This is a genomic window from Haloarcula sp. KBTZ06 (genome assembly GCF_048595605.1).
GTDB classification, from domain to species: Archaea; Halobacteriota; Halobacteria; order Halobacteriales; family Haloarculaceae; genus Haloarcula; species Haloarcula hispanica.
This window is the reverse complement of the sequence record NZ_CP184337.1, coordinates 975,589-991,723: the sequence shown is the minus strand read 5'-3', so window position 1 is coordinate 991,723 and position 16,135 is coordinate 975,589. Positions and strand designations below refer to the sequence as shown.

The 16,135-nt window shown below is 63.8% G+C and carries 17 protein-coding genes; 13 read left to right on the top strand and 4 right to left on the bottom strand.

Annotated features, from left to right (window positions below; all coding sequences use genetic code 11):
• The first annotated feature begins 68 nt into the window (after window positions 1-68).
• The 10 genes from ACNO8S_RS05315 to ACNO8S_RS05270 all read left to right on the top strand — a co-directional run bounded on the left by ACNO8S_RS05315 (window position 69) and on the right by ACNO8S_RS05270 (window position 6,184).
• Entirely contained in the window at window positions 69-1,454 is a 1,386-nt protein-coding gene (locus tag ACNO8S_RS05315; protein ID WP_014040040.1) for a response regulator, read from the top strand.
• Between the two features lie 36 nt (window positions 1,455-1,490).
• On the top strand, window positions 1,491-2,285 hold the full coding sequence (locus ACNO8S_RS05310; protein ID WP_420182595.1) for an HAD-IIA family hydrolase: 795 nt from the start codon (window positions 1,491-1,493) through the stop codon (window positions 2,283-2,285).
• Window positions 2,286-2,351: 66 nt separating this feature from the next.
• Window positions 2,352-2,942, top strand: coding sequence for a DJ-1/PfpI family protein (locus ACNO8S_RS05305; RefSeq protein WP_129755040.1), 591 nt, complete (start codon window positions 2,352-2,354; stop codon window positions 2,940-2,942).
• 198 nt (window positions 2,943-3,140) lie between these two features.
• Window positions 3,141-3,368 (top strand): zinc ribbon domain-containing protein, encoded by a 228-nt coding sequence (locus ACNO8S_RS05300; protein WP_008309824.1) that lies wholly within the window; start codon window positions 3,141-3,143, stop codon window positions 3,366-3,368.
• A gap of 2 nt (window positions 3,369-3,370) precedes the next feature.
• Window positions 3,371-3,541 (top strand): hypothetical protein, encoded by a 171-nt coding sequence (locus ACNO8S_RS05295; protein WP_165353748.1) that lies wholly within the window; start codon window positions 3,371-3,373, stop codon window positions 3,539-3,541.
• Window positions 3,542-3,712: 171 nt separating this feature from the next.
• Window positions 3,713-3,961: an MTH865 family protein gene (locus tag ACNO8S_RS05290; RefSeq protein ID WP_008309827.1), complete on the top strand. Its 249-nt coding sequence runs from the start codon at window positions 3,713-3,715 to the stop codon at window positions 3,959-3,961.
• Between the two features lie 129 nt (window positions 3,962-4,090).
• The gene (locus ACNO8S_RS05285) at window positions 4,091-4,240 is read left to right on the top strand and encodes a hypothetical protein (RefSeq protein ID WP_008309829.1); all 150 of its coding nucleotides are present in this window, start codon (window positions 4,091-4,093) and stop codon (window positions 4,238-4,240) included.
• Window positions 4,241-4,322: 82 nt separating this feature from the next.
• A complete protein-coding gene (locus ACNO8S_RS05280; RefSeq protein WP_191907479.1) occupies window positions 4,323-5,015 on the top strand; it encodes a metal-dependent transcriptional regulator in 693 nt (230 codons plus the stop codon).
• Entirely contained in the window at window positions 5,012-5,719 is a 708-nt protein-coding gene (locus ACNO8S_RS05275; protein WP_420182594.1) for a TMEM165/GDT1 family protein, read from the top strand. Before ACNO8S_RS05280 ends, ACNO8S_RS05275 begins: the two co-directional genes overlap by 4 nt.
• A 66-nt stretch (window positions 5,720-5,785) precedes the next feature.
• The gene (locus ACNO8S_RS05270) at window positions 5,786-6,184 is read left to right on the top strand and encodes a hypothetical protein (protein WP_064288482.1); all 399 of its coding nucleotides are present in this window, start codon (window positions 5,786-5,788) and stop codon (window positions 6,182-6,184) included.
• A gap of 75 nt (window positions 6,185-6,259) precedes the next feature.
• Here ACNO8S_RS05270 and ACNO8S_RS05265 read toward each other — a convergent pair whose 3' ends face one another.
• From ACNO8S_RS05265 to ACNO8S_RS05255, 3 genes are read right to left on the bottom strand one after another with little or no spacing between them, the layout of a single operon-like run.
• Window positions 6,260-7,234, bottom strand: a complete 975-nt coding sequence (locus tag ACNO8S_RS05265; RefSeq protein WP_014040033.1) for a metal ABC transporter permease — start codon at window positions 7,232-7,234, stop codon at window positions 6,260-6,262.
• On the bottom strand, window positions 7,231-8,028 hold the full coding sequence (locus ACNO8S_RS05260; RefSeq protein WP_014040032.1) for a metal ABC transporter ATP-binding protein: 798 nt from the start codon (window positions 8,026-8,028) through the stop codon (window positions 7,231-7,233). The genes ACNO8S_RS05265 and ACNO8S_RS05260 overlap by 4 nt, the downstream gene beginning before the upstream one ends.
• 8 nt (window positions 8,029-8,036) lie before the next feature.
• Window positions 8,037-9,122, bottom strand: coding sequence for a metal ABC transporter substrate-binding protein (locus ACNO8S_RS05255; RefSeq protein ID WP_014040031.1), 1,086 nt, complete (start codon window positions 9,120-9,122; stop codon window positions 8,037-8,039).
• A 154-nt stretch (window positions 9,123-9,276) separates the two neighbouring features.
• Between ACNO8S_RS05255 and ACNO8S_RS05250 the strand changes: the two genes are divergently transcribed.
• From ACNO8S_RS05250 to ACNO8S_RS05240, 3 genes are all read left to right on the top strand, one after another.
• Window positions 9,277-9,867: a winged helix-turn-helix transcriptional regulator gene (locus tag ACNO8S_RS05250; RefSeq protein ID WP_014040030.1), complete on the top strand. Its 591-nt coding sequence runs from the start codon at window positions 9,277-9,279 to the stop codon at window positions 9,865-9,867.
• 129 nt (window positions 9,868-9,996) lie between these two features.
• Window positions 9,997-12,633, top strand: coding sequence for a heavy metal translocating P-type ATPase (locus ACNO8S_RS05245; protein ID WP_420182593.1), 2,637 nt, complete (start codon window positions 9,997-9,999; stop codon window positions 12,631-12,633).
• A gap of 52 nt (window positions 12,634-12,685) precedes the next feature.
• The gene (locus ACNO8S_RS05240; RefSeq protein ID WP_420182592.1) at window positions 12,686-14,440 is read left to right on the top strand and encodes an ABC1 kinase family protein; all 1,755 of its coding nucleotides are present in this window, start codon (window positions 12,686-12,688) and stop codon (window positions 14,438-14,440) included.
• Window positions 14,441-14,470: 30 nt separating this feature from the next.
• Here ACNO8S_RS05240 and ACNO8S_RS05235 read toward each other — a convergent pair whose 3' ends face one another.
• Window positions 14,471-15,997, bottom strand: coding sequence for a cryptochrome/photolyase family protein (locus ACNO8S_RS05235; protein WP_050037820.1), 1,527 nt, complete (start codon window positions 15,995-15,997; stop codon window positions 14,471-14,473).
• Window positions 15,998-16,135: the final 138 nt, after the last annotated feature.

Below are 16,135 nucleotides of genomic sequence, written 5' to 3'. Positions count from 1 at the left end.
GGCAACCTAGCTCCCTTGAAATATAAGTACGGACAGACCGTTGGGGGAACAAGGACCCTGCCGCCCATATGACATCTGAAAGTAATATACGAACGCTTGTTGTTGACGACAGCGATTTTTTCGCGGAGATGACCGCTGATACGCTCACGCAACAACACGGCATCGAGTCCGTTGCTGCAAACAGCGCTACGGAAGCGCTGGAGCGACTCGACGGGGGTGGGTTCGACTGCGTCGTCAGTGACTACGAAATGCCGGAAATGGACGGGCTGGAGCTTCTCGAAGAGATCAGGGAGACAAACCCCTCTATCCCGTTCATTCTGCTGACTGGGCGGGGAGACGAAGAGACGGCGAGTGCGGCGATTGCGGCGGGCGTCGCCGACTACCTCCTGAAACTCGAAGTCGTCGAAGACAAACAGTACGGTCGGCTTGCAAACCGGATCGAGAACGTCGTTTCACAGGAGCGAACCCGCAAGAAGTTCGAATCGCTCGTATCGGATTCGCCGGATGGTATCGTCCACCTGACGACTGACGGGACCCTCCTCTCAGTGAATCCCTCGATGGCACGCAGACTGGGTGCCGACCCCGATGCGCTCATCGGACAGCAACTGAGCGAAGTGATGGACAGCGAGGCGGCCAGCCAGCGTCTCGAAGCCGGGAAAAGCGCGGTCGAGAACGGTACTGCGACACGGTCCGAGGACGCCGTCGGGGGGCGGCATTACCACAACCAGTATATCCCCGTCGACAGTCACCGCAAAGCCGATACCTTCCAGTTGGTCTCACGCGACATCACTGAACGCGTCGAACGCCAGCGCGAACTGGAGCGCCAGAACGAGCGGTTAGAGGAGTTCGCCAGCGTCGTCAGTCACGACCTCCGGAACCCGCTGAACGTCGCGCAGGGCGCGGTCGATTTGCTCGGGGAGCCTGCCGACAGCGAAGAGGCCGAACTGATCGCCAAGATCGACCGGTCGCTGGACCGGATGGGCTGTATCATCGAGGACGTACTCACACTGGCACGGCAAGGCCAGACTGTCAGTGATCCGAAGGAGACGGAGCTATCCACGCTGGCGTCGACTGCGTGGACCTGGATCGAGGCGGAACAGGCCTCCATGTCGGTCGAGTCGAGCACGGAACTCGCCGCCGACAGCGGGCGCGTGCAGGACCTGCTGGCGAACCTGTTTCGAAACGCCATCGAACACAACGACGGTGACGTCGAAATCGAGGTCGGACTGCTGGAATCCAACGACGGGTTCTACATCGCGGACAACGGCGAAGGTGTCGAGGACGACGCCGACGACGTGTTCGAGATGGGCTACTCTTCGACGGAGGACGGAACCGGGTTCGGCCTGGCTATCGTCGAACAGGTCGCCGAGGCCCACGGCTGGGAAGTATCACTGACTGATAGCGACAGCGGCGGGGCGCGCTTCGAAGTGACAGACGTCGAACTGCACGACTGAGACGGATTTTTCACCGCCGGGTCCCGAGTGGTGGTAATGACAGTCGAGGGGGTCATCGTCGACCTGGACGGAACGGTGTACCACGGAGAAACGTTGTTGCCGGGCGCGGCGTCGGCAATCGACGTGTTCAGGGAGCGCGGCCTGGGAATCTGCTTTTTTTCGAACAATCCGATCCACGACGGGAGCGAGTACGTCGAGCGCTTGCGTGGGATGGGCGTCGACGCCCGCGAAGGTGAGGCCTGTTCCTCCGGCGTCGTCACCCGCGAGTACCTCAATGGGTCCCACGCGGAGGACAACGTGTTCGTCATCGGGAGCGACCAACTCCGCGGTCTGGTCGAAGGGACGAACGCACGCTTAGTCGAGGACCCCGCCGAGACCGACGTGTTACTGGCCTCCTGGACGGACGGCTTCCACTACCACGATATGGTCGACGCGCTCCGGGCCGTCGACGACGACACCGTCTTCCTCGGGACCGACCCGGACCGGACGTTCCCCGGCGAGGACGGCGACCCGGTCCCCGGCTCCGGGGCGATAATCAACGCCGTCGCCGGAGTCATCGAGCGGGATCCGGACCGGATACTCGGGAAGCCGTCAGAGATTGCTGTTCAGGCGGCGCTAGAACGGCTGGACTGTGCGCCGGCGGATTGTCTCATCGTCGGTGACCGGCTGGAGACGGACATCGCGATGGGCGAGCGGAACGGGATGACGACTGTGCTCGTCCGGACCGGCGTATCCAACGAGCGGTCGCTGGAACGGAGCGCCGTGACGCCCGACTACGTCATCGATTCACTGGCGGATATCGAGCAGGTGCTTACATCGCTCGACAGGTGACACGAAACTGGTAATTCACCTGCGACTTTATTTCGACTGCGACCGTAGCTTTGACTGGTGTTTCCAATGGGCAAAGACATCCTCATGATCGTCGGCGATTTCGGCGAAGACTACGAAATAATGGTGCCGTTCCAGGCGCTGCAGATGGTCGGCCACGAGGTCGACGCGGTGTGTCCCGACAAAGCGGCCGAGGAGACAGTCAAGACAGCGATACACGATTTCCGCGGCGACCAGACCTACATGGAGTCCCGCGGCCACGACTTCGTCCTGAACGCGACGATGGCCGACGTAAATCCCAGTGACTACGACGCACTCGTCGTTCCCGGCGGGCGTGCCCCCGAATATCTCCGGACGTACGACGAGGTGCTGGATGCAGTACAGCACTTCTTCGAGGAGGACAAACCCGTCGCGGCGTTGTGTCATGGTCCGCAGATTCTCGCCGCTGCCGACGTACTGGACGGCTACGAGATGACGGCGTACCCGGCCTGTCGTGCCGAGTGCGAGGCCGCCGGCTGTTCGTGGGTCGACGAGGTAGTCACCGACGGCAACCTCGTCACCGGACAGGCCTGGCCTGACCATCCCGAGTGGCTCGCGCAGTTCATGGACCTGCTCGGCGACGAAGTGTCCCACGGTGACCCGATCCCGGCCGACGATTGAGCGCATTCGTTGGCTGAGCCATGCAGGATTGAGGAATTCATAACAAACAAATAACGCGGGCGTTTCCCTCCGTTGAGGCGGGTGGGTTCTGGCATAGTGCACCATTACGTTCGCCCGCCTCGTTTGACGTACGCTCGTCGTAACTATCGACAGGGTAGCACTAGATTTGTTACAGAGGGGCACGAAACGTCGGCTGCAATGCCCTCCAACACTTCACCACAGGACGACGACCGCGGCTGTCCGAAGTGCGGCCACACCGGCACTGACGTGGGTAACATCTCGACCACCGGCGGCGGCCTCTCGAAGATGTTCGACATCCAGACGAACCAGTTCCAGGTCGTCACATGTACGAACTGCGGCTACTCGGAGTTGTACCGTGACACCGGGTCCGCGGGCAGTGATCTGGCGGATATCTTCCTCGGCTGACGATGCCCGCCGTAACCGGACTGTTCCTCGTGGTCGCGTCGCTCGCGGTGGTCGCACCGCTGGTCCTGTACGCGCTGGTCCGAAGCGAGCACGATCAGCGCAACGAGATGGATCGCGAGACGGCCGAACGACTGGCCCGGCGCGATACGGACGACGACAGTCGGGTCCGGTGACCAACACGGGACCGTCGCGTCGATTGCAGGGTTGAGTCGTTCGCGTACTTCCCCACACTGATTCAGCGGCGTGAGTGCCTAGTACCGTTGTAACTCCCGAATAAACTCCAAACAATGGGAAAGTGTACCGATGTCGAACCTTTTATCATAATTCTCGCACAACGTCCGACCATGGTTGACAAAGAAGACCTCCGCTCACAGTTCGTTGACGCGTTCCAGGAAGCAGACTACCCGATCTCCAGTCCGATGGACCTCGTTCCGGCACTCCCGGGCGGCCCGTCGACGAAGTTCGAGTCCGGCGACTTCTCGATGACAGCGATGGAACTGAACACGAAGCTCAACGGGGAGTTCCCATACGACAACGTCGACGCGTTCGTCGACGACGTCATGGCCTCGCTCGAAGATCAGGACCTCATCTGAGCGGGCCATACCGGCTCCGGCCGCTTCACCGGTCTCGTGCGATAACTCGGGAGATTCCCGGACGAACGGGTCGGTAGCCGTACCCGCCAGACCCTTGAGCTTTATCAGGGCAACGCTCATAGTCGGTATATGGTCGGTTTGCCGGGGATCGAGACGCTCGTTCGGACGTTCGGACCGTTTCTCATCCCCGCAACGCTGTTCGTTCTGGGTGCCATCGGCTATCTGTTCCTGTGGCTCCTGACACGGAACCGACGAGAAACGTACGCTGCTGACGACTGACGGCGGTCGGTCGAATGTGTCCGGGGCGCACAAAGTTGTTGGAATCGCCAATCTTTTGAGTTAGATTCGTCTAATTTGGTGTATGTTGAGTGCCAAGATGGAGGATTATCTGAAGGCCATCTATCGCCTCGAGCGGGACGGCGACCCGCCGATTGCTCCGTCTACTATCGCCGAGATGCTGGACGTTACGGCACCGACGGTCACCAGTATGGTCGAGAAACTGGCCGACCGCGGGCTGGTCGAGCGCGAGAAGTACAAGGGCGTGCGGACGACGCCGGAAGGCGAAACGGTGGCGCTGGAGATTATCCGCCACCACCGCCTGCTCGAGACGTTTCTCACCGAGCAGTTGGGCTACGACTGGGCCGAAGTCCACGAGGAAGCGGAGGTGCTCGAACACCACATCAGTGAGGAGTTCGAGCGCCGGGTCGCGGCGGTCCTCGACGAGCCGGAGTTCGACCCCCACGGGGACCCGATTCCCAGCGACTCGCTGGACCCCATCGACGACGAGTCCGCGACGGCGCTGTCGGAACACAGTGAAGGGGGACGACTCGAAGTCGCACGGGTCCGGGACCGTGATCCCAGCGAACTCACGTATCTCTCCGACGCCGGCATCACGCCGGGAACCGTGTTGACCGTCGAGGAGGTCGCCCCCATCGGGATGGTGACGGTCCAGCTAGAGAGCGGGTCGTCAGTGTCGCTCCCGGACCACATCGCTGATGCGATTCAGGTCCGCGCACCAGAGACGCAGGGCGAAGACGGAGTGAGCCAGGCGTGAGCGACGCGACGTGGCTGACAGTGGTCGCGATAGCGGCCGGTGCGCAGCTGGCTGTTCTCCCCGGCGAGAAAGTCCAGTTCATCATCGCCGGCCTGTCGACGCGGTTCAACCCCCTCCTCGTCGTCAGCGCGGCGGGGACGGCCTTCGCCGGCTGGACGGCACTGGAGATCTGGTTCGGTTCCGCAATCACGTCGGTACTGCCCGGTATCGTCCTCGAAAGCCTCACCGCCGGGATGTTCCTGCTGTTCGCGATACTACTGTTCCGCAGCGCTCCGGAAGCCGACGCGGAGCAACAGGAACCCGCGTCCGGCTTCACCACTGACGGCGGACAGCTAGACGTTCGCGTCCCTGTCGTCGACTGGCAGGTGCCGAACAAGCTCGGCGGCTTCCTGCCCATCTTCGCGATGATGGCCTTCGGCGAGTTCGGCGACAAGACCCAGCTCATTACGATCACGCTCGCCGCTCAGTACAGCGCCCACCCCAGCGCCATCTGGGCCGGTGAGATGCTCGCCATCATTCCGGTGAGCCTCGCCAACGCGCTGTTCTTCCACCGCTTCGCGCACCGCTTCAATCTGCGAACGGCTCACTTCGTCGGCGCAGGGCTGTTCCTGTTTTTCGCCGCCGACTTCGCCCTGAGCGTGACGATGGGGTTCTCGCTGTGGGAAACAATGGTCTCAGGTATCGCGGCGCAGATGGGTGTCTGAGACGACCGGGCCGGCTGAGTTGGGCCGAGAGAAGACTTTTGCAAGACGGCTGAACAATACCGTGTGATGCCCTCCAGACGTAGCGTTCTCACAGCAGCAACACTCTTTGCCCTCTCGGGCTGTTCCGCGCTCAGTCCTGCGAGCGCTCGACTTGCCGGCGTGCAGCTAACGAACACCGGTTCGACGACACAGGAGTTCGAATTCACGGTCACGGTCGACCGCGAGACAGTGTACGAGGAGACACATACCGTCGCGGCTGACGAAGACGGCGCAACCGTGGAACTGGACGATGCGCTTCCGGACAGACAGGGCACGATAACGATAGCGACGACCATCGCCGGGACCGATATCTCGGAGGAGACGACGTTCGACGACGACAACTGTTACGACGTCATTGTCGAATACACCGGTGACAACGTAGTCCACTGGCAGAGCGGGAGCAGCGACTGTGATGCATTCCAGTGACTCGCCCATAGGTCAGCGTTTAGTCGCCAGCCATGGCTCTCAGTTGCAACGATCGACCCCAGTAAAAGGCGTCGTTCAGTCGTGACTGATGCTGTCGAGTTCCCGCGTTTCATCGGGAGCGCCCGTCTGTCGGACTTTCCCGGCAAGGACCGAGAGGACGTAGATCCCCACGGCGACGAGAACGATGACGCCGCCGGCTGTCGCACCGGCGTAGTACGAGATACCGATACCGAGCAGGACGGCCAGTTCGGCCAGCACAATCGAGACCAGCAGTGATTCCGAGAAGCTCCGGGACACCTGTGTCGCGCCGGCGACCGGGACGACCAGCATGGCCGCGACGAGGATGACGCCCATTATCTGCATCGCGCCGACGACGACGAGCGCCGTCAGCATCACCATAATCCGGTTGTACCAGGCGACCGGGAGCCCGGCGACGGCGGCGGCGGTCTCGTCGAACGTGACGTACAGCAACTGATTGCGGGTGAGCGCGACCGTCCCAACGATGACGCTGAACAGCCCGAGCATGATGACCGCGTTCTCGGCAGAGACGGTCGAAAGGTTCCCAAAGAGGTACTGATTGATACCGACGGCCAGTCCGCCGGCGTTGAGGCTGATGAGGACCGTCCCCAGCGCGAATCCTGTCGAGAGGACAATTGCCATCGACACATCGTTGTAGGCGTCGGTCGCCTCGGAGATGAGTTCGATGAGCAGCGCTGCGATGACGGCCACGACGACGGCGGTCAGATACGGCGAGACGCCCAGCTCGAAGACGCCGTTGAGAAACAGCCCGACGGCGACGCCGGCGAAGGCCGTGTGGGCGAGTGCGTCCCCGATGAGCGCGAGTTGGCGGTGGACGAGGAAGGTCCCGATGAGCGGCGCGATAACGCCGACGCACAGCCCGACGAGTATCGCCCGGTACATGAATGTGTACTCAGGGTTGATGAGTTCCAGTCCAGTCAGATGGTAGAGCTGTGTCAGGAGCCAGTACCACAGTTCGAGGATCGGGACGAACGCCTCGTAGACGCCGCCGGCGGCCAGCGCGAGCGTCATCCGTTGCCTCCAGTCAGCGACTGTGCACCCGTCCCGAAGGCTCTGGCCAGCGCCGCGCTGTCGGTGAATTCCGCCGACGGACCGTCGAAGTAGATTTCACCGTTCAGGCAGATGACGCGCTCCGCGTGTTCGGTGACGGCCTGCAGGTCGTGTTCGATGAGCAGGACGGTGATGCCGTCGTCGTGGAGCGATTCGAGCAGTCCGTAGAAGGCGTCGACCGATTCGGTGTCCACGCCGACGGTCGGTTCGTCCAGCACGAGCAGGTCGGCCTCACCAGCGAGTGCCCGGGCGATGAACGCCCGCTGGCGCTGCCCGCCGGAGAGCTGGGTGATTCGCCGGTCGGCGAACGCCGACATCCCGACTGTGTCGATGGCTCTGTCGACGATACGCCAATCGGCCGCGGAGAGACGGCCGAACCCGACGTGTGGGAACCGGCCCATCTTCACCACTTCGCGGACCGTTATCGGCATTTCCCGGCTCGTCCCAGCACGCTGTGCGACGTAGCCGACTCTGGCGCCGTCGTCGAACGCCGTTGCGTCGACGCCGAACAGCTCTGCAGTCCCGGCATCGGGCTCCAGCAGGCCGAGCAGCAACTGCATGAGCGTCGACTTGCCGGAGCCGTTCGGGCCGACCACGGCGACGTACTCCCCGGCGTCGATACTGACACTGATGTCTTCGACGACGGGCGTGGACGTGTACCCGAACGACACGTCCGCGAGTTCGACGACAGATGGCTGGCTCTCGCTCGATTCGGTCGGCGCTTCGTCGGCATCGTCTCTGTGTTGTGAACGCATTGTCGGTTTCATTCGAAGTTCCGCCAGGTCTCGCTCCAGCCGTCGGGACCAGCGTCTTCAGGTTCCTTGTTACCCAGAACGACCTCGAACGTCGGCATATTTATCCGATAGGCGATTTCCTCGTATCCCCAGTCGTTTTCGACCCACTCCTTGCGGACGCCAGCATACGGTGTCACCGGGTAGTAGGCTTTGACCGGTGTCTCGGCGATGAGCTGTTTTGCGGGCTTGCGCGTCTCGAAGACGCCGGCCCCGATGTACCGGATGTCGTTGTCCTCGATGACCGATTTCGCCTCGGTGATGTCCGAGGGCTTCACGTCACCGCTGGCCGCGAGGTTGACCACGAGCGGGCGCATCTTGACGCCGTAGCGCGAGCCGATGTACTGGAAGGCGTTGTGTGCCGCGAGCTGGACCACGTTCCTCTCGGCGCGGTCGAAAATCTCGGCGTAATCCGCGTCGATGCGGTCGAGGACCTCAGAGTTGTACGTCTCGGCGTTGTCCCGGAGCGTGTCTTCGGCGTCCGGGGCGAGCGCGACCAGCCCCTCGGTGATGTTGTCGACCGACTGTTTCGCGCGCCGCGGGTCGAGCCAGAAATGGGGGTCTCTGGCTCTATTCTGTCCGACGCCCTCTTCGTCGCGGTCGAGACTCGCCGCGAGCGATTCGAGTTCGATGCCCTCGCGGACGTTGATGAGTTCGGTATCGACGTTGTCGTCTTTGAGTGTCTGAATCGCGCGGTCCGCCCACGGCTGGAAGTCCGGGCCGACGTGGATGAACGCGTCCGCGTCGATGATATCTCGCGTGATGCCGGCGTCCGGTTCCCAGCCGTGGCCGTGCAGTCCGGTCGGAATGAGGTTCTCGACCGTTATCGGCGTCCCGCGTGCGATCTTACGGGCAAAGTCGTAGAAACTGAAGAAAGACGCCACCGCGACCGGTCCGTCCGCGCCACTGGTGCTGTCGCTGCTGTTCGATGCCGCTTCCGTCCCGCCACCGGTCAGACAGCCGGCAAAGCCGGACGCGAGGCTCCCCGCGCCGGCACTGAGTACCTGCCTGCGGGTGACGCTATACGGCTGGTCGCCACAGGGTTGGTTAGTTGCCATGTGTGGGTTGCTGTCGGAGAAGGATATAATAGTTTCTATCTAACTATAGAATTAGACGGATCTAATCGAGTGCACTGCTCCTGTCTGAAACGCGATCTTTGGCACAGGAACAAGCGGACACAACGCATAAACCGACGCTCCAAGTTGGTCCGATATGCCCGGACTCGACGATACTGACCACGAAATCCTCCGGTTGCTGCTCGAAGACGCGAGGCGACCATACAGCGACATCGCCGAACGAGTTGACCTCTCGGCCCCTGCAGTCTCCGACCGCGTCGACCGGCTCGTCGAAATGGGACTGATACAGGGGTTTACCGTCGATGTCGACCGCTCACTGTTACAGGCCGGCGTGCCGGTCCTGATCGAAGTAGACGCGAAGCCGGGTCGGGCCGCCGACATCGCTGCGGCGGTCAGCGACGCTGACACCGTCGAGCGTGTCTATCGGACCGCCGGCGGCCGGGTGGTGCTGGCGGCAACCGTCTCCCAGTCTGACGCAAGCGAACTCCTCGCCGAACACGTCGACCTCGGGGACGTGGACCGCTACGAGGTGCGGATGATCGCAGACAGCGAGTGGACCGTCGGACTGGGTACGGCAGAGTTCGCGCCCGACTGCGCGGAGTGTGGCAACTCCGTCGACGAGGAAGGCGAACAGCGCACGCTCGACGGGGAGCGGTACTACTTCTGCTGTGGGTCCTGTGCGGAACGGTTCGTCGACCAGTACGAGTCGCTGAAAGACAGGGTCTGAGCTGCGAGTGGTACTTCAGGATAGTATCTAAGCGGCTGTTTGAGTTTACTTCTGAATCTATTAGTCGAATCTGACCTTCGGATCGAAGGCACAAACCGCATGAACATGAGGGGCGTATAGGAAGACAAGATGAGTGACCGAACCACCCGGCTCGAACTGACGGGAATGAGCTGTGCCAACTGCGCGGGCACGATTGAGGAGTCGGTGGGCGAGTTGGACGGGATTGCGTCCGTCGACGCGAACTACGCCACCGACGAGGGGAGCGTCGAGTACGACCCCGATGTGGTATCGCTAGCTGATATTGTCGCCGCCGTCCAGGACGCCGGCTACGGCGTCGCGACGGAGACGGTGACCGTCGGTATCACCGATATGTCGTGTGCGAACTGCGCGGACACCAACGAAGAGGCGCTGAAAGCGACTGCGGGCGTCATCGAAGCCAGCGTGAACTACGCCACCGACGAAGGTCAGGTCACCTACAACCCGGCCGACGTGTCGCGTTCGGACCTCTACGACGCCATCGAGTCCGCCGGCTACACGCCTGTCAGAGAGGGTAGCGGGAGTGAAAACGGCGGTGACGGCTCCGGCGGTGAGCAGTCCAGCGCTGACCGCCGCGCCGCCGCACGTAACGAGGAGACGCGAAGACAGCTCCGGCTCACGCTGTTCGGAGCGGTGCTGTCGGCCCCACTCCTGCTGTTCATGGCGGACCACCTGTTCTCGCTCGGCCTCGTCGACGAGACGGTTCTGGGGGTGCCACAGGGATGGGTTGCGTTCGCGCTCGCGACGCCGGTCCAGATTCTGCTGGGCAAGCCCTTCTACGAGAACTCCTACAAGGCGCTGGTCAACAACGGCCGGGCGAACATGGACGTGCTCATCGCCCTGGGTTCCTCGACGGCGTACGTCTACTCAGTGGCCGCGCTGGCGGACCTCATCGCGAGCACGGGGCTGTACTTCGACACGGCCGCGCTGATTCTCGTGTTCATCACGCTCGGGAACTACCTCGAAGCCCGCTCGAAGAGCCAGGCCGGGGCCGCCATCCAACAACTGCTCGAGATGGAGGCCGACACGGCGACGGTCGTCCGCGAGGACGGCAGCGAGGAAGAGATTCCCATCGACGAGGTGGGGGTCGGCGACCGGCTGAAAGTCCGCCCCGGGGAGAAGATTCCGACAGACGGCGTCGTGGTAGACGGCGACTCAGCGGTCGACGAGTCGATGGTGACCGGCGAGTCCGTTCCGGTCGAGAAAGGCGAGGGCGACGAGGTCATCGGCTCGACAGTGAACCAGAACGGCGTCCTCGAAGTCGAGGCGACGAAGGTCGGCTCGGAGACCGCCATCCAGCAGATCGCCGAGCGGGTCCGGCAGGCCCAGTCCCGCCAGCCCGACATCCAGAACGTCGCCGACCGCATCTCGGCGTACTTCGTCCCGGCAGTCATCGCCAACGCCGTCCTCTGGGCGGTGCTGTGGGCGGTCGCGCCGGAGACGCTGGCCGCCGTCGTCGACGCGCTCCCGCTGTGGGGACTGGCCGCGGGTGGCCCGGCCGGCGTCGGCGTGAGCGAGTTCGCCGTCGTCGTGTTCGCCTCCGCCGTGCTCATCGCCTGCCCCTGCGCGCTGGGGCTGGCGACGCCCGCTGCGACGATGGTCGGGACGGCAATCGGCGCACGCAACGGCGTTCTGTTCAAGGGCGGCGATGTGCTCGAACGCGTCCACGAGGTCGACACCGTCGTCTTCGACAAGACGGGGACGCTGACGAAAGGTGAGATGGAACTCACAGATGTCGAGGTCGTCGGTCCCGCTGCGGACGGCGGGGCGCTCAAGCCCGAGCGCGAACAGAGCGAGGCGTTCGTGCTCGAAGTCGCGGCAAGCGCCGAACACGCCAGCGAGCACCCGCTGGCCGAGGCTATCGTCGAGGGCGCACGGGAGCGCGGTGTCGAGGTCGAAGACCCCGACACGTTCGAGAACGTCCCCGGCCAGGGCGTGAAAGCGACGACGCGCCACGGCCGTGTCCTCGTCGGCAACCGGAAACTGCTGTCCGAGGCCGGCGTCGACACCGCGCCGGCAGAGGAGCGGATGGACGCGCTCGAACGCGAGGGTAAGACGGCGATGCTGGTCGCGCTGGCCGAAGATGCAGGCGGTGACGACACCGAGGGCGACAAGGACCCGGACTACCGGCTCCTGGGCATCGTCGCCGACGCCGACACGGTCAAAGAGTCCGCGAAGGCGGCCGTCAGCGGGCTGCGCGAGCGCGGACTCGGCGTCTGGCTCATCACCGGCGACAACGCGCGGACCGCCCGCGCCGTCGCCGAGGAGGTCGGTATCGACCCCGACAACGTGATGGCCGACGTGCTGCCGGAGGACAAGGCCGACGCGATCGACGAACTCCAGGCCAACGGCGACCAGGCGATGATGGTCGGCGACGGCGTCAACGACGCGCCCGCGCTGGCGGCCGCGAGCGTCGGCTGTGCCATTGGTTCGGGGACCGACGTGGCAATCGAGGCCGGCGACGTGACGCTGCTCCGGGACGACCCCGCCGACGTGGTGAAGGCCATCCGGGTCTCTGAGGCCACGCTCGGGAAGATCAAGCAGAACCTGTTCTGGGCGCTCGGGTACAACACGGTGATGATTCCGCTGGCCTCGCTGGGACTGCTCCAGCCGGTGCTGGCCGCTGCCGCGATGGCCGCCTCGTCCGTGTCGGTGCTCGCAAACAGCCTCGCGTTCCGCCGGTACACGCCGGATTCGGAGTATCGCCTGCTCGGCTTCCTCCGTCGCTGAGCGGGACCCGTCTCCAGCAGACTCATCTGTCGCCGGGCCTCATCTACGAACAGTGACTGCTGAGGAGCGTGTCGCCGACGAACCGACGGGAGGGACAGTGTCACAGCCGGGCGGTGTCGGCGTCAGGCTCCGGGCGCTCTGGCGGGCGCTCGTCATCGTCTGGCAGTTCGTCCCGCTGCTTTGGCAGTGGGGGCGGGACCGCAAGCGGTTTCTCCTGTTCGGTCGGTCCCGGTCAGTGACCCCCGAGACACGGATGCGGCGCGCTCGCTACCTGAAGGATACTTTCGTCGACCTCGGCCCGGCGTTCATCAAACTCGGGCAGATGCTGTCGACCCGGCCCGACGCCCTGCCGCGGGCGTACGTAGACGTGCTCTCAGAGCTACAGGACAACGTCCCACCTGACGCGTGGGCGACCATCGAGCCAGTTATCGAACGCGAACTGGGCGACGATATCGATACGCTGTTCGAGGCATTCGACACGACAGCCATTTCGGGAGCCTCGCTGGGCCAGGTGTACGAGGCACAGATCGGCGGCCAGCGGGTCGCCGTGAAAGTGCTTCGACCCAACATCAGAACGCGCGTCGAATCCGACCTGCGCGTGCTGTCGACGCTGCTGCCCGTGCTCACCTACGGCGCGGACCCGGGCCAGGCATTTACGCTGGAAAATCTCACCGAAGAGTTCGCAACGACGGTCCGCCGGGAGATGGACTACGGCCACGAGGCGCGAATGCTCCGTGAAATCGGCGACAACTTCGCAAACGACGACGACATCGCCATCCCGGACGTCGTCGGGAGCCACTCGACGGACCGCGTGCTGACGATGACGTACCTCGACGGCGTGAAAATCGACGACGTAGAGCGTCTGGACGAACTCGGCATCGACAGGCCGGCACTCGTCCGGCGGCTCGAAGAGGTGTACATCCAGATGATCGTCGAGGACGGCCTCTTCCACGCTGACCCCCATCCCGGCAATCTGGCGGTCCAGCCCGACGGGACGCTCGTCTTCTACGATTTCGGGATGACCGGCTACCTCGGTCCCCGGACACAGGACCAACTGCTGGATTTCTACGTCGGGCTGGCGACCGACGACGTGGACCGCGTGATGGACGCCTTCGTCGAGATGGGCGCGCTGGACCCGATGGCCGACCGCGAGGTGATGCGAGAGGCGTTCGACATCGTGATCGAGCAGTTCCGCGGCGAGGACATCAGCGAGTACCGAATCGAACAGTTAGTCGGCCAGTTCGAGACGCAACTGTACGAGTTCCCGATGCGCCTGCCACAGGACCTGGCGCTGGTGGTCCGGGTAACGACGGTCCTCGAAGGCGTCTGTCGGACGCTCGACCCCGAGTTCGACTTCATCGAGATCATCTCCGAGTACGTCATGGAGCAGGGCGCTGGGGACGATCTCCGGGAGCGGATCAAGACGGAAATCCAGGAGACGGTGACGGACTCGACCCGGTCGGCGGTGCGGACAGCGCCGAAGATGGAGAACGCACTCGATAGGGTCGAGCGCGAAGAACTGCTCGTCAAGACCGTCCTCGAAGACTCCGACGGACTGAGCCGGGTGCTCGCCAAGCGGCTCCTGCTCGGTATCGTCGCCAGCGCCGGCGTGCCGGTGAGTGCCTACCTCTACACCGTGAACGGGCTCCAGCCCGCCGGACTCGCGCTGGGCGGGAGCGCCGCGGTGCTTGGGATTCTCGCGTGGTCGTTCCGCCGACGCCGCGGATCGGCGCTGTCGTCGCCGCAGTTCACTCGTCACGAGATGCAACAGCGGCAGGCGGCCGATACGGTGGAGGGAGAAGAGTAGCCGAGCGGCGCTCGCGGGGCACGGTCGCGCTCAGAGGTCGCCAGCGGCCGCCATTTCCCGAATCTCTGCGGCTCGCTCGCGTATCTCTGTGAGTTCCTCGTCGCTCTTGTTGTCGACGTGGCTGTACATCAGCCCCATTCGATGGTTGGACCGGAGTGTATCTTCGTTTCGGTCCAGGAAGTCCCAGTACAGCGCGTTGAACGGACAGGCACCCTCGCCGGTCGTCTTCGTCTTGTAGTACGGACAGCCCGAGCAGTAGTCGCTCATCTTGTCCACGTAGTTCGCCGACGAGGCGTAGGGTTTGGTGGCGAACACGCCCGCGCCGTATAGCCCCATCTCGACGACGTTCGGCGTCGTCACCCAGTGGAAGGCGTCGACGTAGCCGGCGTGGAACCAGCGGTTCAGTTGCGCCGGCTCGACGCCGTAAATGAGACCGAAGTTCGCGAGAATCATCAGCCGCTCGATGTGGTGTGAGTAGCCCCGCTTCCGGACGCCGTCGACCACGTCGGAGAGACATGCCATGTCGGTGTCGCCGTCCCAGTAGAAGTCCGGCAGGGCCTCGCTCGCGCCGAGCTGGTTCGCCGCGGCGAGGTCCGGCATCTCCCGGCGGTAGACGTGCCGGAGGAACTCGCGCCACCCGAGCACCTGCCGGACGAACCCCTCCACGCTGTGCAGCGGCGCGTCGCCGTCCTCGTAGGCAGCGATAGCGCGTTCAATGACCTCGTCAGGGCCGAGGAGTCCCAGATTGAGCGACGTGGAGAGCAGACTGTGGCTCATCGCCCACTCGTCCTCCAGCATCGCGTCCTGGTACGGCCCGAACTCCGGTAGTCGGCTCGTAACGAAGTGGTCCAGGGCGCGGACGGCCTGCCGCCGAGTGACGGGCCAACGGAACGGGTCGGGATCGGCCCAGTCACCGCCGTAGGGCTGCTCGTCGTAGCTCCCCTCGAACGTTTCCTCGACCCACTCGATGACGTCCCGGGTCACGTCGTCCGGCTCGAACAGCGGTGGCTCCGCCGGGGTCCACTCATCGGGTGGCGTCTCCCGGTTCTGGTCGTCGTAGTTCCACTCGCCGCCGACCGGGTCGCCGTCGGCCATCAGATAGTCCGTTTCTCGGCGCATGAACCGGTAGAAGTCCTCGTGGCGGTAGCGTCCGTCCCCAACCCACCCGTCGAACTGCGAAGGGGGGCAGAGGAAGCGTTCGTCGGGGACGAACTCGACCGCTCCGCCAGCGTCGGCAACCAGTGATTCGAGTCGCGCCTGCGCGGACTCGGTCTGTGGTCGGTGAGTTACGAGCGCGTCGTCCGGATTGGCCTCGAAATGTGCCGCCAGTCCGTCCTCGAAGGTCTCCGTCTGGCGGTACTGGACCGTCCGACCGGCGTCCCGGAGGTCGTCGCGAAAATGCCGCATTGCGCTGAACAGCAGAATCAGCTTGTGTGGGTGGTACGGCAGTTTGCGGGCGAACGACTGCGCCTCTATCAGGAGCACCGGCTCGTCGGGTCGGTTGTCGACGGGGCCGGACCGGCGGAGGAGGTGGTCGCCCCGGAGCCAGACGGTCATTTGTGAACGGACACTCCCATTGGCTGTACTGTGGGCCCGAGTCCGCATCAATCCCCGTCCGAACTGTGTTGGTATCGCCACACCGCAGGGCGGTACAAACCTCAATTATTGTTCCCGTCCAAACGACAGAAACGACTT